The following is a 25,525-nucleotide window of genomic DNA, read 5'->3' as shown; positions in this document are numbered from 1 at the left end:
CCCGCGGGGCCGAGCACCGGTCCCGCGCCTAGGATTGCGATGTGTCCACCGAAGCGATCCGCAGCGCGCCCGAGGAACGACTCGTCAACCTCGTGGTCGCATTGCTCGCGACCGAGCAGGGGCTGACGAAGGACACGATCCTCTCGTCCGTGTCCGGATATCGCGAGCAGGGTGCGGCCGGGGCGTCCAAAGACGCACTCGAGAAGATGTTCGAACGAGACAAGGACAGTCTGCGTTCCCTGGGAGTGCCGATCGAGACGATCGGCGACTACGCCGATCCCGACGATCTGCGTGAGGCGCGCTACCGAGTCCCCACCTCGGAGTACTCGCTCCCCGTCGACATCGACTTCACCCCGGCCGAGATCGCGGTCCTGAACCTGGCGAGCGGTGTGTGGGGCGAGAGCTCGATGTCGGCATCCGCCCGCAGCGGACTCCGGAAGATCCAGGCGCTGGGGATCGAGGTCGACGCGCCCATCATCGGCTACGCGCCGCGCATCAGCTTGCGCGAGCCGTCCTTCGCGCCGCTGCAGCGGGCGATCGAGCAGGGTCGCGTCGTCGAGTTCGACTACATCAAGGGCGGGTCGGATGCCGCGCACCGCCGCCGCGTGCAGCCGTGGGCCCTCGTCGAGTACGACGGTCGCTGGCACGTGTACGGCTTCGACCTCCTGCAGGACGCCGAGCGCACGTTCCTCCTGTCCCGCATCCCTTCGGACGTCGTCGTGACGCGGGCGTCCTTCGATCTGTCCCTGCGAGAGGGAGCGGGCGAGAAGGCGATCGCCGGCCTGGATGCGGTCGCCGCCCGCCAGCAGGCGCGGCTGCAGGTCGAGCCCGGCACCGAGGCGCTCCTCCGCCTCCACCGTCGTGCGCTGTCCGAAGATGAGACGGGATGCCTCGTGCCCTACGTCGACGCCCAGGTCTTCGCGGACGAGCTCGCCTCGTACGGCCCCGAGGTCCGTGTGATCGATCCGCCGTACCTCGCCGAGCTCGTCGCGTCGCGGCTGCGTCGCGCACGGGATCTCCATGCCGAGGTCGGGGCATGAGCGCCCAGCCGCTGGTGGCGACCGATAGGGCGTCCCTCATCCTGCAGCTCGTCCCGTACCTCATCTCCAAGGGCGAGGTCACCGTGGCGGACGCGGCCCGGGACTTCGACGTCGAGGCGGATGAGATGCGGTCGATGGTCGAGAAGCTGACGGTCATCGGGCTCCCCGGCGACGGCGGTTTCTGGCAGATGGCGAATGACCTCTTCGACATCGACTGGGACCTCCTCGACGAGCAGGACACCATCTCGATCACCAATGCCGTCGCGCTGGAGCGGACGCCGAGACTGACCGCGCGCGAAGCGGCCGCACTGCTCGCCGGTCTCCAACTCGCCGCCAGCCTTCCGGGCGTGGGCGACAGCGGGGTCGTCCAGGGTCTGCTCGCCAAACTCGCCGCCGGCGCATCGAGCGCTCCCGCCGAGGTGATCGTCGCGACGCCCGTCGTCGACGACGTGCGGACGACGGTGGCGGACGCCGTGCAGCGAGGCGTCGCGGTGTCCTTCTCTTACCGGGCTCCCGACGCGCCCGCGACGACGCGCACCGTCGACCCCGTCAAAGTCCACATCGCTGATGGCCAGTGGTACCTCCAGGGGTGGTGCCATCTGCGGCAGGCGATCCGTACCTTCCATCTCGACCGCGTGTCGGACGTCGTCCTCACCGACATCCCGAGCACGCACGGTGCCGATCCTCTGCCGGGGCTGTTCGAGCCGCGCGAGACCGACGTGGTGGTCGAGCTGCGCTGCCGCAAGGACGTCGTCCCTCTGCTCGGCGAGTTCGCGGCGCGCGCCGTGGTCCGGGGCAAGGGCGAGTTCCGCTCGGTGAGCCTCCGCGTCGGCGATGAACGCAGCCTCAAGCGGCTGGCGGCGCGGCTCGGCGGCGATGTCGAGATCGTCTCGCCCCCCGATGCGCGAGAAGCTGCTCGCACCTGGGCGGATGCCGGGCTCGCGCAGTACGCCTGAGGGTCTCTGTTCACCTGGGGCGGTTAGACTGAGGTCACATCTACCCCGAGGAGCTTTCATGGGCTTGCAAGGATGGCACCTTCTCGTCGTCTTGGCGGTGATCCTGCTTCTGTTCGGAGCGGCGAAGCTGCCTGCCCTCGCGAAGAGCGTCGGCCAGTCCGCCCGCGTGTTCAAGGGTGAGATGAAGGCGATGAAGGAAGAGGACGGTCCGGCCGAGACGCCGGCGCACCAGCAGCCGCAGGCTCCGACGTCGGTGACGGGCCTGACGCCTCCGCCCGCGCAGGGCCCATCGCAGGGCCCCACCTCCTCCTGACGCGGTGACGACCACCGACCGGGACGCCGCCGCCACCGACGACGCCCCTCTCCGGGACAAGCGGATGTCGCTCGGCGACCATCTCCGCGAGTTCCGCAAGCGGCTCATCATCGCCGCCGTGGCACTGGTCGTCGGGATGATCGTGTCCTTCGCGCTCGGCGACGCGATCATCTGGGCGATCACGGAGCCGATCCGCGTGGTGGCGGAGCAACGCGGTCAGGAGAACGCCGTCACCCTCATGTTCGCGACGGTGACCTCCGCCTTCGATCTTCGCGTCCGGATCGCGTTCGCCGTCGGCCTCTTGATCTCGGCACCGGTCTGGTTGTGGCAGATCTGGGCGTTCCTCATGCCGGGTCTGACCCGTAAAGAGGTCCGCTACACGGTCGGGTTCGTCGCGGCGGCCGTACCGCTCTTCTTCGCCGGAGCGTTCACGGGGTGGCTCATCCTCCCTCATCTCGTCGAGCTCATGGCGGGCTTCACACCCGACGGGGCGTCGAACTTCTACGACGCCAAGTACTACTACGACTTCGTCTTCAAGCTCCTGATCGTCGTCGGCGTCTCCTACGTGACGCCCGTGTTCCTGGTGGCGCTCAACCTGGCGGGGGTCATGACGGGGCGCGAGATCATGAAGGGCTGGCGGGTGGCGATCGTGATCGCGACCGTGTTCGCCGGTGCCGCCACCCCCTCGGCCGACGTCGTCAGCATGCTCATCCTGGCCGCGATCCTCACGGTCCTCTTCTTCGCCGCGGCCGGCCTGTCGATGCTGTTCGACCGCCGCAAGCGCAAGCGCGAGGCGGAACTCCTCGGCCCGATCGCATGACGGACTTCGCGGCGCGATACGCACGTGCGCAGTCCGGCCGTCGGCATCCGATCTCGGCGTCGTTCGCCGAGATGCAGCGGTTCGACCTCGACCCGTTCCAGGTCGAGGGATGCCAGGCCCTCGAAGACGGTCGCAGCGTCCTCGTCGCGGCGCCGACCGGTGCCGGCAAGACGATCGTCGGCGAATTCGCGATCCATCTCGCGATGCGGGAGCCGGGGGACAAGGCGTTCTACACGACGCCCATGAAGGCCCTGTCGAATCAGAAGTTCCGCGAGCTGCAGGAGGTCTACGGCGAGGACCAGGTCGGTCTGCTCACCGGCGACACGAACATCAACGGGAACGCGCGGGTCGTCGTTATGACGACCGAGGTGCTCCGGAACATGCTGTACGCGGATTCGCCTGCGCTCCGGGGCCTCCGCTACGTCGTCATGGACGAGGTCCACTATCTCGCCGACCGCTTCCGCGGGCCGGTCTGGGAGGAGGTCATCCTCCACCTGCCGCCGGCCGTCCGGCTCGTCTCGCTGTCGGCGACCGTCTCGAACGCGGAGGAGTTCGGCGACTGGCTCGACACCGTGCGGGGCGACACCGCCGTCATCGTCTCCGAGACCCGCCCCGTCCCGCTCGAGCAGCATGTGCTGGTCCGCGGTGACCTGTTGCCGCTGTTCGATGATCGTGCCGGTGTGGCCACCGCGCAGGTGAACCAGGAACTCACCCGCATCCGTTCGCCGAAGGCCGCGACCTACGAGAACAACCGCCGGGCGATCGAGTACCGGTCCCGCGGCGACCAGGAACGCCGACGCCCGCACCGCGGTGGCAAGCGTCCCGTGCGGCCGTCGACGGCGGCGCGCATCGAGCGGATGGACCGCCCGCACGTCGTGGAGCTCCTCGGCCGGTCGAACCTCCTGCCCGCCATCTTCTTCATCTTCAGTCGCGTCGGCTGCGATGCCGCCGTCCAGCAGGTCCGGCGGTCGGGAGTGCGGCTGACCGACACGGCCGAGCGCGATGAGATCCGGGCGATCATCGACGATCGCCTTCGTCCGCTGCAGGACGAGGACCTCGCCGTCCTCGGCTACTGGGAGTGGCGCGAGAACCTGGAGCGCGGCGTCGCCGCGCACCACGCGGGCATGCTGCCGGCCTTCAAGGAGGTCGTCGAAGAGCTCTTCCGTCGCAAGCTCGTCAAGGTGGTCTTCGCGACCGAGACCCTCGCGCTCGGCATCAACATGCCGGCGCGGACGGTCGTCCTCGAGAAGCTCGAGAAGTTCAACGGCGAGGCGCGGGTCGCCATCACGTCCGGCGAGTACACGCAGCTGACCGGCCGTGCCGGCCGGCGCGGCATCGACGTCGAGGGCCATGCTGTCGTGCAGTGGACCGAGTCCCTCGATCCGCAGGCCGTCGCCGCTCTCGCGTCTCGACGCACCTATCCGTTGAACTCGAGCTTCCGCCCGACCTACAACATGGCCGTCAACCTGATCGACCAGTTCGGTCGCGAGCGTGCCCGCGAGATCCTCGAGTCCTCGTTCGCCCAGTTCCAGGCGGACCGCGCCGTCGTCGGCCTCGCCCGCCAGGTGAAGGATGCCGAGGCATCCCTTGCCGGCTACGAGAAGTCCATGACGTGCGACCGGGGCGACTTCGCCGAGTACTCCGGCATCCGTCGCGACCTCAGCGACGCCGAGAAGCTCAACCGTGCCGACCGCACCGCGCCCGCCCGCATCCGGCAGCAGCGGCAGAACGAGATCCAGTCCCTGCGACATCGGATGCAGCGGCATCCCTGCCATTCCTGCCCGGACCGCGAGAACCACGCGCGCTGGGCGGAGCGGTACTGGAAGCTGCGGCGCCGGACGGACCGGACGCGACGCGACATCGAGACCCGCACCGGCACCGTCGCGCGGATCTTCGACCGCATCATCGATGTCCTCGCCGAGCTGAACTACGTCGCCTTCGAGGACGGCGCGGCCGCGCTGACCGCCGCCGGACGCACGATGCGACGCATCTACGGCGAACGCGACCTCCTGGTCGCCGAGTCGCTGCGTCGCGGACTCTGGAAGAACCTGGATGCCGCAGGCTTGGCTGCCCTCGCGTCGTGCCTCGTGTACGAGCCGCGTCGGGATGAGGCGGGGGAGTACCGCCTGCCGCGAGGTCCTTTCCGCGATGCGCTGACGAAGACGCAGGAGCTCTGGAGCCGCCTCGACGACCTCGAGCAGGAGCATCACCTGCCGGGAACCGAACCGCTCGCCACGGGCCTGGCGCAGGCCATGAACTCGTGGGCGCGCGGTGGCTCGTTGGATCTGGTCCTCTCCGAGGCCGACCTCGCCGCAGGCGACTTCGTGCGCTGGACGAAGCAGACGATCGATCTGCTCGACCAGCTCTCGATCGTCGCGGACGCGGACGTCGCCGTGACCGCGCGGAAGGCGCTGGACGCCGTCCGGCGGGGGATCGTCGCCTACAGCTCGGTGTGAGCCGGGCGAGGGTGTGTGGAGGGGATGACGGGAATCGAACCCGCGTAATCAGTTTGGAAGACTGAGGCTCTACCATTGAGCTACATCCCCGTCGACGCTGAGGACAGCGCCTCGACGAGTGTAGCGGACATGGTCGGCTAGACTTACCAACGGCCGTTTTTCGGCGCTCGCCAGCGTGCGCGCCCGGGGCGTAGCTCAGCTTGGTAGAGCGCCCGCTTTGGGAGCGGGAGGCCGCAGGTTCAAATCCTGTCGCCCCGACAACGGCCCCACGAACCCAGATCACCGAACGGACGCGCGTGTGCGCGGCCGGACAAGGAGAACGACAGGCATGGTCACCAGCACCGTCGAGCAGCTCAGCCCCACCCGGGTGAAGCTCCACATCACGGTCACCCCCGAGGAGCTCAAGCCGAGCATCTCGCACGCGTACGAGCACATCGCGCAGGACGTGCAGATCCCCGGTTTCCGCAAGGGCAAGGTCCCGGCACCGATCATCGACCAGCGCGTCGGTCGCGAGGCCGTCCTCGAGCACGCGGTCAGCGAAGGCCTCGACGTCTTCTACCGCGAGGCCGTGACGGCGAACGACGTCCGCATCGTCGGTCGTCCCGCCGCCGAGATCGTGGAGTGGCCGAGCACGAAGGACTTCTCCGGCGACCTCAAGGTCGAGGTCGAGGTGGACGTCCGCCCCGAGTTCGAGCTTCCCGCCTACGACGACATCACCATCGAGGTCGACGCCGTCGAGACCGATGAGGCTGCGGTGGATGCCGAGCTCGACAAGCTCCGCAGCCGCTTCGGCACGCTCGTGACCGTCGACCGTCCCGCCAAGGCCGGCGACTTCGTCGAGCTCGACCTCGTCGCCACGATCGAGGGCAACGAGATCGACCGCGCCGAGGGCGTCTCCTACGAGGTGGGCTCGGGCGAGCTCCTCGAGGGCATCGACGACGCCATCGAGTCGCTCACCGCCGGCGAGGACACCACGTTCCGTTCGAAGCTCGTCGGCGGCGACCACGCCGGTGAAGAGGCCGAGGTCGCCGTGTCCGTCAAGGCCGTCAAGGAGCGCGAGCTCCCCGAGGCCGACGACGACTTCGCTCAGGTCGCCTCCGAGTTCGACACGATCGGCGAACTCCGCGAGAGCCTCGTCGAGCGCGTCTCGGAGCAGGCCGTCTTCACGCAGGGCTCCGCCGCGCGCGACAAGCTCATCGAGGTCCTCATCGAGAAGGCGGACATTCCCGTTCCCGCCAAGCTCGTCGAGGACGAGGTGCACACCCACCTCGAGGGTGAGGGTCGCCTCGAGGACGACGTCCACCGCGCAGAGGTCACCGAAGCGAGCGAGAAGCAGTTCCGCACGCAGATGATCCTCGACAAGATCGCTGAGAAGCACGAGGTGCAGGTCTCCCAGGAGGAGCTCACCCAGTACCTCATCCAGTCGTCGGCGCAGTACGGCATGTCGCCGCAGGACTTCGTCAACGCCCTGCAGGAGGGCAACCAGATCCCGATGATGGTCGGTGAAGTCGCCCGCAACAAGGCCCTCGCCGTCGCGCTCGGCAAGGTGACCGTCGTCGACACCAACGGCAAGAAGGTCGACCTGACCGGCTTCGCCGCCGAGGACGACGAGGCTGCAGACGAGGCCACCGAGGCCGCGGACGAGAAGCCCGCCGCCAAGAAGGCCCCCGCGAAGAAGGCTCCGGCCAAGAAGCCCGCCGCGAAGAAGGCGGACGACGCCGACGACGCCGCGGACGAGAAGCCCGCCGCCAAGAAGGCGCCGGCTCGCAAGCCCGCCGCCAAGAAGGCCGACGCGGATGCGGCCGAGGAGCCCGCGAAGAAGGCTCCCGCCAAGCGCGCCACGAAGAAGGCCGCCGACAGCGAGTGACCCTCATCGACGGGCGGTGGGTGCCTTCGGGCCCCGCCGCCCGTCGTCGTTTCCGGGCATCGTCCACGTCGCCGGAGGCGGTGGATGCCGCCGGTGGTATGCCCACGGCGAACACGGGCGAGACGCTCGGAACGCGCCACTAGATTCGAAGCACGAACACGAATCCAGGAGAGCATCCATGGCTGAACCCCTTATGGCGACCAGTGTCTTCGACCGGCTGCTGAAGGACCGAATCATCTGGCTCGGTTCCGAGGTGCGCGACGAGAACGCGAACGAGATCTGCGCCAAGATCCTGCTGCTCGCGGCCGAGGATTCCGAGAAGGACATCTACCTCTACATCAACTCGCCGGGTGGCTCGATCACCGCGGGTATGGCGATCTACGACACGATGCAGTTCGTGCCCAACGACATCGTCACCGTCGGCATCGGCATGGCCGCCTCGATGGGCCAGCTCCTGCTGACCAGCGGCACGAAGGGCAAGCGCTACATCACCCCCAACGCCCGCGTCCTGCTGCACCAGCCGCACGGCGGCTTCGGCGGCACGTCCAGCGACATCCAGACGCAGGCGCAGCTCATCGTGTCGATGAAGAACCGTCTCGCGGAGATCACCTCCGCCCAGACCGGCAAGTCGGTCGAGCAGATCAACGCCGACGGTGACCGCGACCGCTGGTTCACCGCCGACGAAGCGCTCGAGTACGGCTTCGTCGACCACATCCGCGAACACGCTGCCGACGTCACCGGCGGCGGCGGGACCGAGAACTGAGCGTCGGAGGACAACGCATGAACACCCCCATCTTCGGTCGCGCGCAGAGCGACATGATGCCCTCGAGCCGGTACATCCTGCCGCAGTTCGAGGAGCGCACCGCCTACGGCTACAAGCGCCAGGACCCGTACAACAAGCTGTTCGAAGACCGCGTGATCTTCCTCGGCGTACAGGTCGACGACGCATCCGCCGACGACGTGATGGCGCAGCTGCTGGTCCTCGAGTCGATGGACCCCGACCGCGACATCATCATGTACATCAACTCGCCCGGTGGTTCGTTCACCGCGATGACGGCGATCTACGACACCATGCAGTACATCTCGCCCCAGGTGTCGACGGTCGTCCTCGGCCAGGCGGCGTCGGCGGCATCCGTCCTGCTCGCGGCCGGTGCGCCCGGCAAGCGGCTCGCCCTGCCGAACGCCCGCATCCTGATGCACCAGCCCGCCGTCGGCGAGTCCGGTCACGGTCAGGCGTCCGACATCGAGATCCAGGCGGCGGAGATCCTCCGCATGCGGACCTGGCTCGAAGAGACGATGGCTCACCACACGAACCGCTCCGTCGAGCAGGTCAACAAGGACATCGATCGCGACAAGATCCTCTCCGCGCAGGAAGCGCTGGAGTACGGGATCGTCGACCAGGTGCTCACGTCCCGCAAGCGCACGCCCGCGGCCATCACGGCCTGAGGTCTGTCAGACGATGCCCCGCCGACCCGTCGGCGGGGCATCGTCGTCCACACCCGTGTCGCAATCCGCCCGGTGTCCGGATCTGCGGTTAGGCTCGACTGCACCGGCCTGAATCCTGAGGGGGAACACCATGGCACGCATCGGTGAGAGCGCCGACCTGTTCAAGTGTTCCTTCTGCGGCAAGAGCCAGAAGCAGGTCCAGCAGCTGATCGCCGGTCCCGGCGTGTACATCTGCGACGAGTGCGTCGAACTCTGCAACGAGATCATCGAAGAGCGGATGGCGGAGTCCGGTGACGGCGAGGTCAAGGACTTCGACCTCCCGAAGCCGCGCGAGATCTTCAGCTTCCTCGAGGAGTACGTCGTCGGGCAGGACCCCGCCAAGCGGGCACTCGCGGTCGCCGTCTACAACCACTACAAGCGTGTCCGCGCTCGCAGCACGATCCAGTCCGCAGAGCAGCGGGCAGACGAGATCGAGATCGCCAAGAGCAACATCCTGCTGCTGGGTCCGACCGGTTGCGGCAAGACGTATCTCGCGCAGACCCTCGCGAAGCGTCTGAACGTCCCCTTCGCGGTCGCGGATGCCACGGCTCTCACCGAGGCCGGCTACGTCGGCGAGGACGTCGAGAACATCCTGCTCAAGCTCCTGCAGGCCTCTGACTTCGACGTGAAGCGCGCTGAGACCGGCATCATCTACATCGACGAGGTCGACAAGATCGCCCGCAAGGCCGAGAATCCCTCGATCACCCGCGACGTGTCGGGCGAGGGCGTGCAGCAGGCGCTCCTGAAGATCCTCGAGGGCACCGTCGCCTCCGTGCCGCCGCAGGGCGGCCGCAAGCACCCGCATCAGGAGTTCATCCAGATCGATACGACGAACGTCTTGTTCATCGTCGCCGGCGCCTTCGCAGGCCTCGAGGACATCATCTCCTCGCGTGTGGGCAAGCACGGTGTCGGCTTCGGTGCTCCGCTGCAGGACAAGGAGCAGGAGCTCGACGTCTTCCGCGACGTGCTCCCCGAGGACCTCCACAAGTTCGGTCTGATCCCCGAGTTCATCGGCCGTCTGCCGGTCGTGACGACGGTGTCGCCACTGGACCAGAGCGCGCTCATCGAGATCCTGACCGGACCCAAGAACGCCTTCGTGAAGCAGTACCAGCGCATGTTCGAGCTCGACGGCGTCGAGCTCGAGTTCGAGGAGGAGGCGCTCCGCGCGATCGCCGACCTCGCCGTCGCGCGCAAGACCGGCGCTCGCGGACTCCGGGCCATCCTCGAAGACGTGCTCGGTCCGATCATGTTCGAGATCCCCTCGGCGGAGGACGTCGATAAGGTGATCGTCACGCGGGCGGCCGTCGAAGAGGGGGCACCGCCCACGCTCGTCCTGCGGCAGAAGCGCAAGAGCGCCTGACCACCGGCATCCGATATCGAAAAGGGCGCCGCCTCCGGAGGGAGGCGGCGCCCTTTTCGTCCGGGCTCAGCCGGTGAGACCGCGCCGCTGGAGCAGGGGCTCGATCCGCGCATCGCGTCCGCGGAAGTCGCGGTAGGCCTCGAGCGGGTCCTTCGACCCGCCGACGCCCAGCAGCCTGGTGCGGAATCGATCGCCGTTCTCGCGCGTCAGGCCGCCGTTCTCGCGGAACCACTCCACCGTGTCGGCGTCGAGGACCTCGCTCCAGATGTAGGAGTAATAGCCCGCGCTGTAGCCGCCCGAGAAGATGTGAGCGAAGTAGGTCGACGAGTACCGGGTCGGGACGGCAGGGTTGTCGAGACCGATGTCGGCAAGCGCCGTGGCCTCGAACGCGTCGACGTCGATGGCGACGGCGGTGTCCTCGCCATCCAGACTGTGCCAGGCCTGATCGATCCAGGAAGCGGCCAGGTACTCGCTCGTCGCGAAGCCCTGATTGAACGCCTCAGACTCGCGGAGCTTCCGGACGACGTCGGCGGGAAGCGGCTCGTCGGTGTCGACGTGGCGTGCGTAGGACGCGACCACCTCGGGCCAGAAGATCCACATCTCGTTGACCTGGCTGGGGAACTCCACGAAGTCGCGGAACACCGAGGTGCCGGCGAAGTGCGGATACGTGACGGTGGCGAAGAGTCCGTGCAGCGCATGGCCGAACTCGTGGAACAGCGTCGTCACCTCGTCGAGGGTCAGGAGCGTGGGGCTGCCGGGAGCGGGCTGGGGCACATTGAGATTGTTGATGACGATCGGCGCCGTGCCGCGCAGTGCGGACTGCGACACGATCGAGTTCATCCACGCCCCGCCGCGCTTGGAATCGCGCGTGTACAGATCGAGGACGTACAGGCCGAGGTGGGAGCCGTCCTCGTTGCGGACCTCGAAGACACGTGCCTCGGGGTGATACGCGGGAAGGTCGGCACGCTCGGTGAACGTGATGCCGTAGAGATCCGTCGCAGCGCGGAACACGCCGTCGACGAGGACGCGTTCGGCTTCGAACCAGGGTCGCAGGGCCGTCCGATCGAGGTCGTACCGTGCGGCTCGCACGCGCTCCGTGTAGAAGGCCCAGTCGTGCGCGGCGAGGGGGAACCCGTCACCTTCGCTGTCGATGATCTCCTGCAGGGCTGCCTGCTCCCGGCGCGCGTTCTCTGCGGCGGGGACCGCGAGTCGGCGCAGGAGCTCGTGCACCGCTTCGGGGGAGCCGGCGGTCTCGTCGGCGGTGACGTAGGCCGCGTGCGAGTCGTATCCGAGGACCCGAGCACGCTCGGAGCGCAGCCGCACGATCTCGGTGAGCACCTCGCGGTTGTCGTTGGCGTTGCCTCGGCGCCCCCGGGATCGGGATGCCGCCATGAGGCGTTCGCGGCTCGCCCGGGAGGTGAGCGACGAGAGGTACGGGTGCCCCGTGAAGAGGGTGAGCGTGACGACGTACTTGCCCTCGAGGCCCCGCTCGGTGGCATTGCGTGCCGCCGCCGACAGTTCGCCCTCGGTGAGTCCGTCGAGCTCGGCGGCCTCGTCGAAGACCACGGCGAGGTCGTTGGTGTCGGCGAGGAGGTTCTTCTCGAACGTCGTGGTGAGCATGGACAGCTGCTGGTTCAGCTCCGTCAGGACCGTCTTGTCCGCCTCGTCGAGGCCCGCGCCGGCGCCCGTCATCTCGCGGTAGGTGCGCTCTACGAGGTACCGGTCCTCGCCCTCCAGGCCGAGATCGTCGAGGCGGGCATGCACGTCGGCGACCCGCCCGTACAGGCGCGCATCGAGCGTCACGGCGTCGTGGTGAGCGGCCATGAGCGGGGCGAGCTGCTCGTCGATCTCCTGGATCTCGGCCGTCGCGTGGGCGGAGCTCACGGTGTAGAAGATGCGCGCGACTCGCCCGAGGGTCTCGCCGGACCGCTCGAGCGCGACCAGCGTGTTCTCGAACGTCGGCGCGTCGGAGGACGTCGCGATCGCGTCGATCTCGGCGCGGTGCGAGGCGAAGGCCTGCTCGAACGCCGGGAGGTAGTGCTCCGGGCGGATGTTCGGGTAATCCGGCAGGTCGAAGGGGAGGGGAGAGGGGGCGAGGAGCGGGTTGGTCGCGGCATCCGTCATCGTCCCAGCGTACGTCGCCCGCGCGCGCCGCCCGCGCGATCGAGAATGCAAAGGAATGCTTGCAAAGAATAGCTTGCAAAGATATCTTTGTAACATGAGCGAGACACCGATGCGGCGGGCGGACCGCACCCTTGATGCCGGAGCGTTGCGCGCTTTGGCGCATCCGCTCCGCGTGCAGCTCTTCGACATCCTGTCGCAGTACGGGCCGCAGACGGCGAGTTCGCTGGCCGAGCGCACGGGGGAGTCCTCGGGCGCCACCAGCTACCACCTGCGGGCCCTCGCAAAGCAGGACCTGATCCGCGAGATCCCGGAGCGGGGATCCGCCCGGGAGCGGTGGTGGGAGCGGTCCGACAAGTCCGTGTCGTTCGACAGCCCTGAGGCGATGGCCTCACCGGCTGGTCGCTCGGCGACCCAGCTCATCATGAACGAGTTCCTCGGCCGTCGTCAGCAGCAGCTCATGCGGCATGTGACCGAGAGCATCGCCGATCCCGACAAGGGAGACGACGGCACGGCGATCATCTCGACCGCCAACATCCGTCTGACGCCCGATCAGGCGAAGGACATGATCCGGCGACTGTCCGAGATCGTCGACGAGGTCGCCGCTTCCGCGCGCGGCCACGAGGAAGACCCCGACCGCGTGCCGTTCACCGTCCGGGTGGACGCATTCGCACTACCCGAGGACGGAGACGGACGATGACCACGATCACGATCCCCACGCTGGACGTCACCGTCCGGCCCACACGGCTCGAGGCCGCGCTGTGGGCGGCGACGACCTCGGTCCAAGCGGCGGTCGCCGCACGGATGCTGCGTCGCGCCGATCAGGCGCTCGTTCGATCGGCGGCTGAGGAGCGCATCAACGACACGCGAGCCGACGTCGTCGCGCACCTGGCGCATCACCCCCGCGGCTGAGCCGGGCTCAGGACATGCCGTCGTCGTCGAGATGACCGACGACGACCTCACCCTCGCGGTCCACGCGCACGACCACGCCGGTGTCGAGTTCCGCGACCGGGCGGCCCTCCAGCCAGGTGAGGGTCCACCGCGGTCGCGGCTGACCGAGCGGATCCTGATCCACGGATGCGTCGACCGCCGCGATCTGCTCGCGCAGGACCTGCGGCACGGCTGCGGGCGGCTGGTCGCCGCTGGTCCACCGGGTTCCGAGTTGCACGTCAGGCCTCCTGCGGGGTGAGGACGATGTCGCCGACCGACACGGTGTCCCCGGCGGCGTAGGACACCTGCGCGATGCGTCCGACGGCGGCGAGGTCGCCCTCCGCGGAGCGGATCGCGTCGAGGGCCGCATCCGGGCCGGTGATCGTCAACGAGTCGACGGGGGTCTTCTGCGAGGCTTTCGCCTCGGTCTTCGCGCGGCGCACCGAGATGAGCGCCTCGCCGACCGTGCGGAGCACGGCAGGGTCGCCATCGATGCCCACGGGCACAGGCCACTCAGCGGTGTGCACGGACCCCTCCTCGAACCACGACCACGCCTCTTCGGCAGCGAACGACAGGACGGGCGCCAGCAGGCGCAGCAGCGTCGACAGTGCCATACGGAGGGCGAGCGCGGCCGATGCCTGACCGGAGTCGGCCTGGTTGTAGGCGCGCTCCTTCACGAGCTCGAGGTAGTCGTCGCAGAACGTCCAGAAGAACGACTCGGTGATCTCGAGGGCGCGGGCGTGGTCGAACGCGTCGAACGCCTTCGTGGCATCCCGGACGACCTGATCGAGGGTGGCGAGCATCGACGCGTCGAGCGCGTGCGTGATGCGGGCGTCCTCGGGCACGGGGAACGAGAGCACGAACTTCGCCGCGTTCAGAACCTTGATCGCCAGGCGACGACCGATCTTCACCTGCGTCGGGTTCTGCGGGTCGAACGCCGCGTCGGCGCCGAGCCGGCTCGAGGCCGCCCAGTATCGGACGGCGTCGGTGCCGTGCGCGTCGAGGATGTCGGCAGGCGTCACGACGTTGCCCTTCGACTTCGACATCTTCTTGCGGTCGGGGTCGACGATGAAGCCCGAGATGGCGGCATCCGTCCACGGCGCGCGGCCGTCCTCGAGGACCGAGCGCACCATGGTCGAGAACAGCCACGTGCGGATGATGTCCTGACCCTGCGGGCGGACGTCGAACGGAGCCACGAGGTTCCAGAGCTCGGGGTCGCGCTCCCACCCGCCCGCAAGCTGCGGGGTGAGGGAGGACGTCGCCCAGGTGTCGAAGATGTCGCGCTCGGCGTCGAAGCCCCCGGGCACGCCGCGCTGGTCCTCGGTGTAGCCGTCGGGAACGTCCGTGGTCGGGTCGACCGGCAGGCGGGAGACATCCGGGGTCAGCACGCGGTCGTAGTCCCGCTCGCCGTTCTCGTCGAGGCCGTACCAGACCGGGATCGGCACACCGAAGAAGCGCTGGCGCGAGACGAGCCAGTCGCCGGTGAGGCCGTTCGTCCAGTTCTCGTAGCGCACGCGCATGAAGTCCGGGTGCCAGCCCATGCCGCGGCCCATCTCGATGAGCTTGTCGCGGAGCTCCGCGTCGCGCGCACCGTTGCGGAGGTACCACTGGCGGGTGGAGACGATCTCGAGCGGGCGGTCGCCCTTCTCGTAGAACTTCACGGGGTGGGTGAAGGGCTTCGAGACCTCGAGCAGCTCACCGGACTCCTGCAGCAGCTCGACGATGCGCTTCTTGGCGCTGAACACCGTCTTGCCGGCGAGTTCCGCGTACGCCGCCTTGGCCGCATCCGTCACGAGCACGTCCGGGGCCTCGTCGATGATGCGGCCGTCGCGGCCGAGGATCGTGCGGTTCGGCAGGTCGAGCTCGCGCCACCAGATGATGTCGGTCACGTCGCCGAACGTGCAGATCATCGCGATGCCGGTGCCCTTGTCCTTCACGGCGAGCGGGTGGGGGAGGACCGGCACCTCGACGTCGAACAGCGGCGTGCGCACGGTCGAGCCGAAGTAGGGCTGGTAGCGCTCGTCGTCGGGGTTCGCCACGAGGGCGACGCAGGCGGCCAGCAGCTCGGGGCGCGTCGTCTCGATGTGGATGTCGCCCGAGCCGTCGCTCTTGTGGAAGGCGACCCGGTGGTAAGAGGCCTGCTGATCGCGGTCCTCGAGCTCGGCCTGCGCGATGGCGGAGCGGAAGTCGATGTCCCAGAGGGTGGGCGCCATGGCCTGGTACGCCTCACCGCGGTCGAGGTTACGCAGGAACGCGAGCTGGCTCGTGCGGATCGTGTCGTCCGAGATGGTCCGGTACGTCTGCGTCCAGTCGACCGAGAGGCCGAGCTTGCGGAACAGGTCCTCGAACTGCTTCTCGTCCTCTATCGTCAGCTCCTCGCAGAGCTCGATGAAGTTGCGGCGGCTGATCGGGACCTGGTCAGCAGGCTTCAGGCTCTTCGCGTCGCCGCGGAAGGGCGGCGTGAAGTCCGGGTCGTAGGGCAGCGAGGTGTCGCAGCGCACGCCGTAGTAGTTCTGCACGCGGCGTTCGGTCGGCAGACCGTTGTCGTCCCAGCCCATCGGGTAGAACACCGTCTTGCCGCGCATGCGCTCGTAGCGCACCTTGACGTCCGTGTGCGTGTAGCTGAACACGTGACCGATGTGGAGCGATCCGGATGCCGTCGGGGGAGGCGTGTCGATCGAGAAGACGCCCGCGCGTCCCTTGGCCTTGGCCGCGTCGCGGTCGAACAGGTACGTGCCGGCGCCGGACCAGGCGGCATCCCACTTCTGCTCGAGGCCTTCCAGGGCGGGCTTGTCGGGAATGTGCGCGTTCGTCATGGTGATGCTCCTCGAGCGATATGTGCGGCACTGTGTGAGCGTGCCTGAGTGTGGGTGCGGCGCCAGTCTACCGCCGGGGTGCGTGCCGGCTCAGAACGCGGTCTCGATGGTCTTGTTGCCGTCGATGATGTCGCGCACGGGGTCGCTCGTGAAGGCGTCGATGAGGGCCTTCGTGGACGCGGCATCCTTGTCCTCACCGGGGACGACCAGCTGGAGGGCGAAACGGTCGTCGAGCTCGGTCAGCAGGCCGTCGTCCTGAGGGGTGAGGCCGAGCGCGGCGATGTGCGAGGGCCACTGGAAGACGAGGTCCGCCTCGTCGTAGGCGGTGTTGAGCTGGTTGATCTGCAGCTCGAGGAACTGCAGGTCCTTCGGGTTCCCGGCGATGTCGTCGAGCGTCGCGGCGTAGGGGTCGACGCCCTCGGCGAGCGTGATGATCTTCGCGTCGGCGAGCATCTTCAGTGCACGCCCCGTGTTGGACGCATCGTTGGGGATGGCGACGGTGGCGCCCTGGGGGAGGTCGGCGATGTCGTCGAGGGTCTTCGAGTAGAACGCGATCGTGAAGTTGTAGATCGGCTGCACGGCGGTGAGGTCCGCCCCGTTGGCGGCGTTGAACTCCTCCATGTAGGGCTTGTGCTGCGAGAAGTTCGCGTCGATGTCGCCCGCGGCGAGCATCTTGTTGATCGTGACGTAGTCGGCGACCTCGACGAGCTGGATCTTGTAGCCGTCCTCGATCTCGTCGGCCGCGGCTTCGACGATGTCGGTCATCGGCGAGGTCACGGCGCCGACCCGGATGGTCTGGACGTCGCCGCCGCCCTGCGCGGCGGGGGAGGCGCAGCCGGCGAGGAGGGCGACAGCGGCGGCGGTGAGGGCTGCGGCGAGGGTGAGGCGGCGGGGGGACATGGCGCTCCTTGTGGGATGGGGATGGATGCCGGTGGTGAGCCGGAGTCAGCGGTGGTCGAGGCGGACCGAGATCCGCTGGCCGACCGCCTGGATGACGAGGACGATGACGAGGATGACGAGGATCGTGAAGTACATGAGCACGTCGTCGTACTCCTGGTAGCCGTACCGCAGCGCGAAGTCGCCGATGCCGCCGCCACCGACGACTCCGAGCACCGTCGAGTACGAGAGCAGACTGATGCTCGCCGAGGTCAGTGCGTAGACGAGGCCCGGCAGGGCTTCGGGCAGCAGGAAGCGCCGGACCGTCTGCGGGACGGTCGCGCCGAGGGTCTGCGCGACACGGGGGATGCCGGGGCTCACCTCGCGGAGGATCTGCTCCACCAGCCGGCCGTAGACGGCCACGGCGACGACGCAGAGCGAGAACGTCGCCGCGGGTGTCCCGAAGGTCGTGCCGTAGACCGCCCGGGTCACGGGGACGAGGAAGACCACGAGCAGCAGGAACGGAAAGGAGCGGATGACGTTGATCAGGAAGTTCGCGACCGACCAGACGAGGCGCTGGGGGCGGATCCCGCCGGGACGGGTCAGGTAGACGGCGGCGCCGAGGGGCAGGCCGAACACCACCGCGGCCGCGAGCGAGACGCCGAGCATGTAGCCGGTCTCGCCGAGGGCCTCGACGAGGTCGTCACCGCGCTCGGCGAGCGACGCTCCCAGGGAGGCGAAGACGTCCTCTACGCCGCTCATGCGCCGAGCTCCCGCCGTGCGCGATCGAGATAGGTCTCGCGCTCGCCGCGTGCCGACGGCGCGACCGCGAGGATGTCGACGAGCCGACCGTCCTCGAACAGGGCGACCCGATCGCAGACGCTGCGGACGACGTCGAGGTCGTGGGTGACGATGACGATCGTCGTCCCGAAGCGGTCCCGCGCGTCGCGGAGCAGGTCGAGGACCTCGCCCGCGGTCGCCGCGTCGAGCGCGGAGGTGGGCTCGTCGCACAGCAGCAACCGGGGCCGGCTCACCAGCGCCCGCGCGATGCCGACCCGCTGGCGCTGCCCGCCGCTGAGCTGCGCGGGGTAGGCATCGGCCCGGTGATCAAGCCCCACGAAGCGCAGCACGTCGTCGACGGCGCTCGCCGTCCGCTCCCGTCGAGGTCGCAGCGAGAGGGCGACCTCGACGTTCTGCCGGACCGTCCGGTTCGACAGCAGGTGGACCCCCTGGAACACGACGCCGATCTCGCGTCGCAGGCGGCGGAGACCGGCGCGGTCGAGGCGGCCGATGTCGGAGCCCAGCACTGTTACGGAGCCCGAGGTGGCAGCGAATTCGCCGGTGAGGAGGTTCAGGAGGGTGCTCTTGCCCGCACCGCTCTCGCCGATGATCCCGAGGATCTCGCTCTCGGCGACGGTCAGGTCCACGTCGGCGAGACCCTGCACGCCGCCGGGGTACGCTACGCCCGCACGAGCGAGCTCGACGGGGGACGGGGACAGCACGAAAGGACCTCAAGACGTTGTTGGATGCCGTCCAACTATAGTTCTGCCATGAGCACCAGGTACCGGACCGAGGCGATCAACGACGACGGCGGGACCGGTGTCAGCCGGGTCACGGGCGGCCTGGAGGTCGCGGTGTCGAACCCGCTGAGCCCCGACGCGGACCTGTCGCGGAGCAATCCCGAGCAGTTGCTCGCCCTCGCCTGGGCCACCTGCCTCGACGCCACACTGCAGGCGATCGTGAAGGGCGCCCAGCGCACGCGGGTGCGCGTCGAGGTCGAGCTCCACGACTCCCCGGAGCGCGGCGGGTACGAGTTCCACGTCACGGCGTTCGTCTCCGCGGAGGGGCGCACGCTCGGCGAGACGGACGAACTCGTCGCGGCCGCGCACGACCGCTGCCCGATCTCGCGCCTGCTGCAGGGGGCGGCGACCGTCGGCATCCGTGCGGAGGACTGGGCCTCCTAGCGGTCCACGGCGAATCCGAGGTGCGGCATGTCGACGCCTCGGTAGCGGGTGACGAAGCGGCGGCGGACCGTCATCCCGAGGCGGATGGCGACGTTCATCGACGCGATGTTCGTGTCGCGGACCTTCGCCCACACGGCCGGGGCGTCGAGCGCGCGGAACGCCCAGTCGCGGGACGCCGCCGCGGCCTCGGTCGCGTACCCCCGCTGCCAGTGCGCCGGGCGGAAGAGGTACCCGACCTCCAGGACCTCGTCGTCGTCGATGCGCTGCCGGGTGATGCCGCACTGCCCGATCATCTCGCCCGGGGCGTCGGCGAGCTCGACGGCCCAGAGCCCGAACCCGTCCTCCGCGTAGCGCTGGAGGTTGCGCTCGAGCCACGCCCGGCACTCGCTCTCGGCGAAAGGCCCCTCGTACGCGGTCATCGCGACCGGGTCGGTGAGGATCGTCCGGAGTGCCGGCAGGTCGTCCTCGCCCATGTCGCGGAGGACGAGCCGCGCCGTCCGCAGGGTCACGCGTCCGTCCTCACGTCGATGCCGAGGGACGCCGCGAGCGCGAGCGCATGCGAGGTCGCCTGATCGGCGGTCAGGGTGACGCCCCGAAGCATCCGGACGTCCGTGAAGGAGAGCACGTCCGCGCCGCGCAGGTCGACGTCGCCCGCCTGCCACTCCCTGACGTCCATCTCGTCCACCGACGTCTCCGCGAACCGCATCCGCGCCACGCGGGCGCCGGGGAGATCGAGGGTGCCGATGCGGCATCCGGTCACCTCGACGTCTCGGAGCGTCGCACCGCCCGCCGTCAGGTAGTCGATCCGCACGCCGTCCAAAACGAGACCGTCGCAGCGCGCGCGGGACAGGTCGAGGGTCCCGATCCGCCCGCCGCGGACGACGACCGTCCGCCACGTCCCCTCCCGGGCGATCAGCTCGGCCGTCGACACGGCGTCGAGGACGACGTCGGTGAGGATCGCTCCGGTCAGATCGAGCGTCTGAACGGATGCCGCGGCCACGAGACTCTCGCTGATGCGGGTGTGCGCGGCATCCGTCGTCCCGGGGTCGAGGTCGATGCGCGCCTCGGACGTCTCGCCCGACCGGTGGAGCGTCGCGGACGAGAACTCCCGGGGGAGATCCGGATCCGGGATGCGGGGAGGCTCGGGACGGATGCGGGAGCGGGCCATGACGCCAGGCTATGCCGACGGTATGATTGTCTGCATCAGCACCGATCCGGCCATCACCGGGGAGCTCTCGGAAGAACAGCGGTCCGCCGCCCAGTAGAACCGAGCGGGGCAGGCCCGTCATCGCCGCAGGTGAGTGGGTGCACCCGGATCCGGGTCGCACCAAGCGGGGTGGTACCGCGGTCCTCGGATCGTCCTCGCAGGACCAGACCTGCAGGAGCGACATGACCTACCCCCGACCTTCCGCCTTCGGCCCCGCCGCCGACGCCCCCGCGGCCGTCGTCCCGAGCCCGCGGTTCCCCGACCTCGAGCGCGACGTCCTCGCGTTCTGGGAGCAGGACGACACGTTCCGAGCGTCGATCGCGCAGCGCGACGGCGCCGACGAGTGGGTGTTCTACGACGGCCCGCCGTTCGCCAACGGCCTGCCGCACTACGGCCACCTCCTCACCGGTTACGCGAAGGACCTCTTCCCGCGCTTCCAGACGATGCGAGGCAAGAAGGTCGACCGCGTCTTCGGCTGGGACACGCACGGGCTGCCCGCCGAACTCGAGGCGATGAAGCAGCTCGGGATCACCGAGAAGAGCGAGATCGAGGAGATGGGGATCGCCGCCTTCAACGCGAAGGCGCGCTCATCCGTCCTCGAGTACACGCAGGAGTGGGAGAACTACGTCACCCGCCAGGCGCGGTGGGTCGACTTCGAGCGCGGCTACAAGACGCTCGACACCGGGTACATGGAATCCGTCCTCTGGGCCTTCAAGGAGCTGTACGACAAGGACCTCGCCTACGAGGGCCACCGCGTGCTGCCGTACTGCTGGCGCGACGAGACCCCGCTCTCGAACCACGAGCTGCGCATGGACGACGACGTCTACAAGATGCGTCAGGACCCGTCCGTGACGGTGACCTTCCCGCTCGTCGGCGCCAAGGCCGAGGCTCTGGGACTCACGGCGGTCCGCGCCCTCGCCTGGACGACGACCCCGTGGACCCTCCCGACCAACCTCGCGCTCGCCGTCGGCCCCGACATCGAGTACGTCGTCCTGCCGGGCGGTCCTGCCGGAGCCGCCGACGTCCACGAGGACGCCCTCGAGGGTCAGTCGCACCGCTACCTGCTGGCCTCCGACCTGCTCGCGAACTACGCGAAGGACCTCGGCTACGCCTCGGCCGACGAGGCCCGCGAGGCGGTCGACCAGACCGTCCGCGGTGCGGACCTCGCCGACGTCGCGTACGACCGGCTCTTCGACTACTACGCCGACGAGGAGACCTGGGGCACCCAGCACGCCTGGCGCATCCTCGTCGACGACTACGTCACCACGACCGACGGCACGGGCATCGTCCACCAGGCCCCGGCCTACGGTGAGGACGACCAGCGCGTGACGGGGGCCGCCGGCATCCCGCTCATCATGAGCCTCGACGACGGCGGACGCTTCCTGCCGCAGGTGACCGACGTCGCCGGCGAGCTGTGGATGGACGCCAACCGTCCGCTCATCCGCCTGCTGAAGGCCGAGGGCCGGCTCCTGCGCGAGGCGTCGTACGAGCACTCGTACCCGCACTGCTGGCGCTGCCGGAACCCCCTCATCTACAAGGCCGTCTCGAGCTGGTTCGTCCGGGTCACCTCGATCAAGGACCGCCTCGTCGAGCTCAACGAGCAGATCACGTGGGCGCCCGAGAACGTCAAGCACGGCCAGTTCGGCAAGTGGCTCGAGGGCGCCCGCGACTGGTCGATCAGCCGCAACCGGTTCTGGGGTTCGCCGATCCCGGTGTGGAAGAGCGACGACCCCGAGTACCCCCGCGTCGACGTCTACGGCTCGCTCGCGGACCTCGAGCGCGACTTCGGCCGGCTGCCCGTGAACGAGGCGGGCGAGGTCGACCTGCACCGGCCGTTCATCGATGACCTGACCCGTCCGAACCCCGACGACCCGACCGGGCAGTCGACGATGCGCCGCATCGAGGACGTCTTCGACGTGTGGTTCGACTCCGGCTCGATGCCGTACGCGCAGGTGCACTACCCGTTCGAGAACCGCGAGTGGTTCGACGAGCACGCCCCCGCCGACTTCATCGTCGAGTACATCGGGCAGACCCGCGGCTGGTTCTACGTCATGCACGTCCTGTCGGGCGCGCTCTTCGACCGCCCGGCGTTCTCGGGCGTCGCCTGCCACGGCATCGTGCTCGGCAGCGACGGTCAGAAGATGTCGAAGTCGCTGCGCAACTACCCGGACGTCAGTGAGGTCTTCGACCGCGACGGCTCCGACGCGATGCGCTGGTTCCTCATGAGCTCGTCGGTCCTGCGCGGCGGCAACCTCGTCGTCACCGAGGAGGGCATCCGTTCGGGCGTCCGCGAGTTCCTGCTGCCGCTGTGGAACGCGTGGTACTTCTTCTCGACGTACGCGAACGCGGCCGGCGGCCAAGACGGTGCCGGCTACGAGGCGACGCGACGGACGGACTCCACGAACGTCCTCGACCGCCACATCCTGGCGCTCACGGGCGACCTGGTCCGCGACGTCGCCGCAGACCTCGAGGCCCTCGACTCGACGATGGCGGCGGCGAAGCTCCGCGAGTTCACCGAGGCGCTGACCAACTGGTACATCCGTCGCTCGCGCGACCGGTTCTGGGTGGGGGTGGATGCCGCCGACCCGACCACGACGGAGGCGTTCGACACGCTCTACACGGTGCTCGAGACGCTCACCCGCGTCGCGGCTCCGCTCATCCCGCTCGTCTCCGAACGCATCTGGCAGGGTCTCACCGGGGGGCGGAGCGTCCACCTCGAGGACTGGCCGGACGCTGACGAGTTCGCCCCGGCATCCGACATCCGCGAAGCGATGGACACCGTCCGCGAGGTCTCGTCCGTCGCGAACGCGCTGCGCAAGAAGGAGGGCAAGCGCGTGCGTCTGCCGCTCGCGAACCTCACGGTTGCGGTGGGCGGTGCTGACGCGCTCGCGCAGTTCGAGGACATCGTGCGCGACGAGCTCAACGTCAAGGCCGTTCAGGTCGTCGAGCTCACCGACGGCCTGGCCGAGCAGTACGGCATCAGCCAGCGCCTCGCCGTCAACGCGCGTGCGGCGGGTCCGCGCCTCGGCAAGCAGGTCCAGCACGTCATCAAGGGCGCCAAGGCGGGCCTGTGGACCGAGGAGGACGGCGTGGTCGTCGTCGACGGCATCGCGCTCGAACCGGGGGAGTACGACCTCACGCTCGAGGCGGGCGGCGTCGCCGAGGGCACCGCGATCGCGCTCTTGCCGCGAGGCGGGTTCGTCCTGCTCGACACCACGACGACGCCCGAGCTCGAGGCCGAGGGTCTCGCGCGCGACGTCATCCGCGCCGTGCAGGACGCCCGCAAGGCCGCCGGCTTCGAGGTGAGCGACCGCATCGCGCTGCAGCTCACCTTCGACGACGACGGCGACGCCGAGGCGGTCGCGGCGGCGTTCGACGTCGCCGACGTCGCGGGGGAGACCCTCTCGGTCGCCGACCTCGTCGCCACCGCCGACGGCACCGCCCTCCGCGGCGAGGCCTTGCGCTCGAGCCCCGAGCACACGGCATCCGTCCCCGCCGGCACCTACGCGAATGCCGGCTCCTTCACGATCGGCGTGCGCCGGATCGGAGCGACCTCATGAGCGACCGGACACGAGCGGATGCCGTCTACGCGGCACTCCTGGAACGGCAGGGGGAGCGCTGGGTCGAACCCCGGGTCGAGCGCACCCGTCGCGCGCTGGAACTCCTCGGCGACCCGCAGCGGAGCTACCGCGTCATCCACGTGACGGGCACGAACGGCAAGACCTCGACGAGCCGCATCGCCGAGTCGATCGTCCGGGCCCACGGGCTTCGGACCGGGCTCTTCACCAGCCCGCACCTGCAGCGCTTCACCGAACGGATCATGGTCGACGGCGAGCCCATCGCCGATGCCGCGATCGCGGACGCATGGGACGAGATCGCGCCCATCGTCGCGCTCGTCGACGAAGAGCTCGACGGCACGGACGAGCCTCCGCTGACCTTCTTCGAGCTGCTCACCGTGCTCGCCTTCGTCGCGTTCGCCGACGCCCCCGTCGACGTCGCGGTGATCGAAGTGGGCATGGGCGGTGCGTGGGACTCGACGAACACCGCCGACGGCGACGTCGCGGTGTTCGCGCCGATCGACATCGACCACGCCGACAAGCTCGGCGACACGATCGGCGAGATCGCCACCGTGAAGTCCGGCATCATCAAGCCGAACGCCGCCGTGGTGTCTGCGGCCCAGCAGACCGCGGCGCTCAGCGTGCTGACGACGGCGGCTCGGGCTCAGGGCGCGTCCTTGGCCGTCGAGGGGGAGCAGTTCGGCCTGCTCGACCAGAAGCTCGCCGTCGGCGGTCAGCTGCTGACGGTCCGCGGGCTCGCGGCCACGTACGACGAGCTCTACCTGCCGCTGTACGGCGCGCACCAGGGCCACAACGCCGCGCTGGCGATCGCGGCCGTCGAGTCGCTCATCGGGGGAGCGTCGCAGCCCATCGCCGCCGACGTGCTCGCCGACGGCCTCGGCAACGTGACCTCGCCCGGACGTCTTCAGCTCGTCGGCATCGCGCCCACCGTCCTCGTCGACAGTGCGCACAACCCGCACGGTGCCCGCTCGCTGGTCGCAGCCCTGGGGGACTCGTTCGACTTCGACGACTGGGGTCTCGTGCTCGGCGCCTTCGCCGACAAGGACATCGCCGGGATCGTCCAGACGCTCGCCCCCGCGGTCGCGCACGTGTTCGCGACCGCCCCCGAGTCCGACCGCGCGGAGGAGCCGGATGCCGTCGCCGACCTCGTCGAGCAGACCGAGACGCCCGTCACGGTCCACCGCGACCTCGCCGAGGCAGCCGAGGCCGCCCGCGCGTGGGCGGCGGAATCCGACCGGCGCGCGGTGGTCATCGCCGGCAGCGTCGTGCTCGCCGGCGAGGCGGTCGTCCTCGCCGAGGCGGAGGACTGGAAGTCGGGGTACCGATCGTGAGCAGGTCACCGCGTCCGCCCCGTCCGCGCCGCCAGCGCGGCGCGCGCGAGTCGCTCCTGTCGGTGATCCTCGGCTTCGAGTCCATCGTCGCCTTCCTCGCGGGCCTGTCGGTCTACGGGCTCCGTGCGCTTCCGCAGGGGATCGAGCCGTGGTGGGGGATCGTGGGTGGTGTCACCCTCGGCATCCTGATGATCGTCGTCAGTGCGTTCACCCGTTATCGCGCGGGAGTCATCGCCGGCGGACTGCTGCAGGTCGTCGTCGCCCTGGGTGCGTTTCTCGTGCCGGCCGTCCTGATCGCGGCCGCCGTTTTCGGCGCGTTGTACGTGTATGGCACCATCAAGGGCGGCGCGCTCGACGAGCGCAACGCCACACTCGCCGCCGAGGCGGAGAAGAACGGAGACTGAC

The 25,525-nt window shown here is 69.1% G+C and carries 23 protein-coding genes and 2 tRNA genes; 16 read left to right on the top strand and 9 right to left on the bottom strand.

Translation table 11 applies throughout. The annotated features are described in order from the left end of the window. Positions 1-41 precede the first annotated feature (41 nt). The 5 genes from H286_RS0106040 to H286_RS0106020 all read left to right on the top strand — a co-directional run bounded on the left by H286_RS0106040 (position 42) and on the right by H286_RS0106020 (position 5,585). The gene (locus H286_RS0106040; RefSeq protein ID WP_020097470.1) at positions 42-1,040 is read left to right on the top strand and encodes a helix-turn-helix transcriptional regulator; all 999 of its coding nucleotides are present in this window, start codon (positions 42-44) and stop codon (positions 1,038-1,040) included. Beyond that, the gene (locus tag H286_RS0106035) at positions 1,037-1,996 is read left to right on the top strand and encodes a helix-turn-helix transcriptional regulator (RefSeq protein WP_018186564.1); all 960 of its coding nucleotides are present in this window, start codon (positions 1,037-1,039) and stop codon (positions 1,994-1,996) included. Before H286_RS0106040 ends, H286_RS0106035 begins: the two co-directional genes overlap by 4 nt. 58 nt (positions 1,997-2,054) lie before the next feature. Next, positions 2,055-2,309, top strand: coding sequence for a twin-arginine translocase TatA/TatE family subunit (gene tatA, locus H286_RS0106030; protein ID WP_018186565.1), 255 nt, complete (start codon positions 2,055-2,057; stop codon positions 2,307-2,309). Positions 2,310-2,373: 64 nt separating this feature from the next. Further along, positions 2,374-3,129, top strand: a complete 756-nt coding sequence (gene tatC / locus H286_RS0106025; RefSeq protein WP_028497408.1) for a twin-arginine translocase subunit TatC — start codon at positions 2,374-2,376, stop codon at positions 3,127-3,129. After that, the gene (locus H286_RS0106020) at positions 3,126-5,585 is read left to right on the top strand and encodes a DEAD/DEAH box helicase (RefSeq protein ID WP_020097468.1); all 2,460 of its coding nucleotides are present in this window, start codon (positions 3,126-3,128) and stop codon (positions 5,583-5,585) included. Before tatC ends, H286_RS0106020 begins: the two co-directional genes overlap by 4 nt. A gap of 16 nt (positions 5,586-5,601) precedes the next feature. On the opposite strand, the gene H286_RS0106015 is transcribed toward H286_RS0106020, so the two are convergent. Beyond that, positions 5,602-5,675, bottom strand: a tRNA-Gly gene (locus H286_RS0106015). A 94-nt stretch (positions 5,676-5,769) separates the two neighbouring features. Between H286_RS0106015 and H286_RS0106010 the strand changes: the two genes are divergently transcribed. The 5 genes from H286_RS0106010 to clpX all read left to right on the top strand — a co-directional run bounded on the left by H286_RS0106010 (position 5,770) and on the right by clpX (position 10,297). Further along, positions 5,770-5,843, top strand: a tRNA-Pro gene (locus H286_RS0106010). 70 nt (positions 5,844-5,913) lie between these two features. After that, positions 5,914-7,452: a trigger factor gene (gene tig / locus H286_RS0106005; protein ID WP_020097467.1), complete on the top strand. Its 1,539-nt coding sequence runs from the start codon at positions 5,914-5,916 to the stop codon at positions 7,450-7,452. Further along, on the top strand, positions 7,382-8,215 hold the full coding sequence (locus tag H286_RS0106000; RefSeq protein WP_256335383.1) for an ATP-dependent Clp protease proteolytic subunit: 834 nt from the start codon (positions 7,382-7,384) through the stop codon (positions 8,213-8,215). The genes tig and H286_RS0106000 overlap by 71 nt, the downstream gene beginning before the upstream one ends. A gap of 17 nt (positions 8,216-8,232) precedes the next feature. Continuing rightward, positions 8,233-8,898, top strand: coding sequence for an ATP-dependent Clp protease proteolytic subunit (locus tag H286_RS0105995; RefSeq protein ID WP_018186570.1), 666 nt, complete (start codon positions 8,233-8,235; stop codon positions 8,896-8,898). A 130-nt stretch (positions 8,899-9,028) separates the two neighbouring features. Next, on the top strand, positions 9,029-10,297 hold the full coding sequence (gene clpX, locus H286_RS0105990) for an ATP-dependent Clp protease ATP-binding subunit ClpX (RefSeq protein ID WP_020097466.1): 1,269 nt from the start codon (positions 9,029-9,031) through the stop codon (positions 10,295-10,297). A 66-nt stretch (positions 10,298-10,363) separates the two neighbouring features. Here the strand turns inward: clpX and H286_RS0105985 are convergent, their stop codons facing one another. Then, complete coding sequence (locus H286_RS0105985) at positions 10,364-12,421, bottom strand: M3 family metallopeptidase (RefSeq protein WP_020097465.1); 2,058 nt, start codon at positions 12,419-12,421, stop codon at positions 10,364-10,366. Between the two features lie 94 nt (positions 12,422-12,515). Between H286_RS0105985 and H286_RS0105980 the strand changes: the two genes are divergently transcribed. Then, complete coding sequence (locus tag H286_RS0105980; RefSeq protein ID WP_026302839.1) at positions 12,516-13,118, top strand: winged helix-turn-helix domain-containing protein; 603 nt, start codon at positions 12,516-12,518, stop codon at positions 13,116-13,118. Further along, positions 13,115-13,330, top strand: coding sequence for a hypothetical protein (locus H286_RS0105975; RefSeq protein ID WP_020097463.1), 216 nt, complete (start codon positions 13,115-13,117; stop codon positions 13,328-13,330). The genes H286_RS0105980 and H286_RS0105975 overlap by 4 nt, the downstream gene beginning before the upstream one ends. 7 nt (positions 13,331-13,337) lie before the next feature. On the opposite strand, the gene H286_RS0105970 is transcribed toward H286_RS0105975, so the two are convergent. From H286_RS0105970 to H286_RS0105950, 5 genes are all read right to left on the bottom strand, one after another. Continuing rightward, positions 13,338-13,586, bottom strand: coding sequence for a hypothetical protein (locus H286_RS0105970; RefSeq protein WP_018186575.1), 249 nt, complete (start codon positions 13,584-13,586; stop codon positions 13,338-13,340). Position 13,587: 1 nt separating this feature from the next. Beyond that, positions 13,588-16,164 (bottom strand): valine--tRNA ligase, encoded by a 2,577-nt coding sequence (gene valS, locus H286_RS0105965; protein WP_020097462.1) that lies wholly within the window; start codon positions 16,162-16,164, stop codon positions 13,588-13,590. A gap of 90 nt (positions 16,165-16,254) precedes the next feature. Next, positions 16,255-17,064, bottom strand: a complete 810-nt coding sequence (locus H286_RS0105960) for a MetQ/NlpA family ABC transporter substrate-binding protein (protein ID WP_020097461.1) — start codon at positions 17,062-17,064, stop codon at positions 16,255-16,257. 45 nt (positions 17,065-17,109) lie between these two features. Next, positions 17,110-17,802, bottom strand: a complete 693-nt coding sequence (locus H286_RS0105955) for a methionine ABC transporter permease (protein ID WP_020097460.1) — start codon at positions 17,800-17,802, stop codon at positions 17,110-17,112. Then, on the bottom strand, positions 17,799-18,542 hold the full coding sequence (locus H286_RS0105950; RefSeq protein ID WP_020097459.1) for a methionine ABC transporter ATP-binding protein: 744 nt from the start codon (positions 18,540-18,542) through the stop codon (positions 17,799-17,801). Before H286_RS0105950 ends, H286_RS0105955 begins: the two co-directional genes overlap by 4 nt. Before the next feature lie 48 nt (positions 18,543-18,590). On the opposite strand from H286_RS0105950, the gene H286_RS0105945 reads away from it, so the two are divergent. After that, on the top strand, positions 18,591-19,004 hold the full coding sequence (locus H286_RS0105945) for an OsmC family protein (RefSeq protein WP_018186581.1): 414 nt from the start codon (positions 18,591-18,593) through the stop codon (positions 19,002-19,004). Here H286_RS0105945 and H286_RS0105940 read toward each other — a convergent pair. Then, a complete protein-coding gene (locus tag H286_RS0105940; protein ID WP_020097458.1) occupies positions 19,001-19,513 on the bottom strand; it encodes a GNAT family N-acetyltransferase in 513 nt (170 codons plus the stop codon). The genes H286_RS0105945 and H286_RS0105940 overlap by 4 nt on opposite strands. Then, on the bottom strand, positions 19,510-20,172 hold the full coding sequence (locus tag H286_RS0105935) for a hypothetical protein (protein ID WP_020097457.1): 663 nt from the start codon (positions 20,170-20,172) through the stop codon (positions 19,510-19,512). Before H286_RS0105935 ends, H286_RS0105940 begins: the two co-directional genes overlap by 4 nt. A 221-nt stretch (positions 20,173-20,393) precedes the next feature. Here H286_RS0105935 and ileS point away from each other — a divergent pair, with 221 nt between their 5' ends. The 3 genes from ileS to H286_RS0105915 are packed head-to-tail and all read left to right on the top strand — an operon-like array spanning position 20,394 to position 25,524. Continuing rightward, positions 20,394-23,771 (top strand): isoleucine--tRNA ligase, encoded by a 3,378-nt coding sequence (ileS, locus tag H286_RS0105925; RefSeq protein WP_020097456.1) that lies wholly within the window; start codon positions 20,394-20,396, stop codon positions 23,769-23,771. Then, a complete protein-coding gene (locus H286_RS0105920; RefSeq protein ID WP_020097455.1) occupies positions 23,768-25,120 on the top strand; it encodes a bifunctional folylpolyglutamate synthase/dihydrofolate synthase in 1,353 nt (450 codons plus the stop codon). The genes ileS and H286_RS0105920 overlap by 4 nt, the downstream gene beginning before the upstream one ends. Next, complete coding sequence (locus H286_RS0105915) at positions 25,117-25,524, top strand: DUF4233 domain-containing protein (protein ID WP_020097454.1); 408 nt, start codon at positions 25,117-25,119, stop codon at positions 25,522-25,524. Before H286_RS0105920 ends, H286_RS0105915 begins: the two co-directional genes overlap by 4 nt. The last annotated feature ends 1 nt before the right edge of the window (position 25,525 follow it).

Source organism: Microbacterium sp. 11MF (assembly GCF_000383475.1).
GTDB classification, from domain to species: domain Bacteria; phylum Actinomycetota; class Actinomycetes; order Actinomycetales; family Microbacteriaceae; genus Microbacterium; species Microbacterium aquilitoris.
The sequence above is the reverse complement of the archived record's forward strand: the minus strand, read 5'-3'. Positions and strand labels throughout refer to the sequence as shown.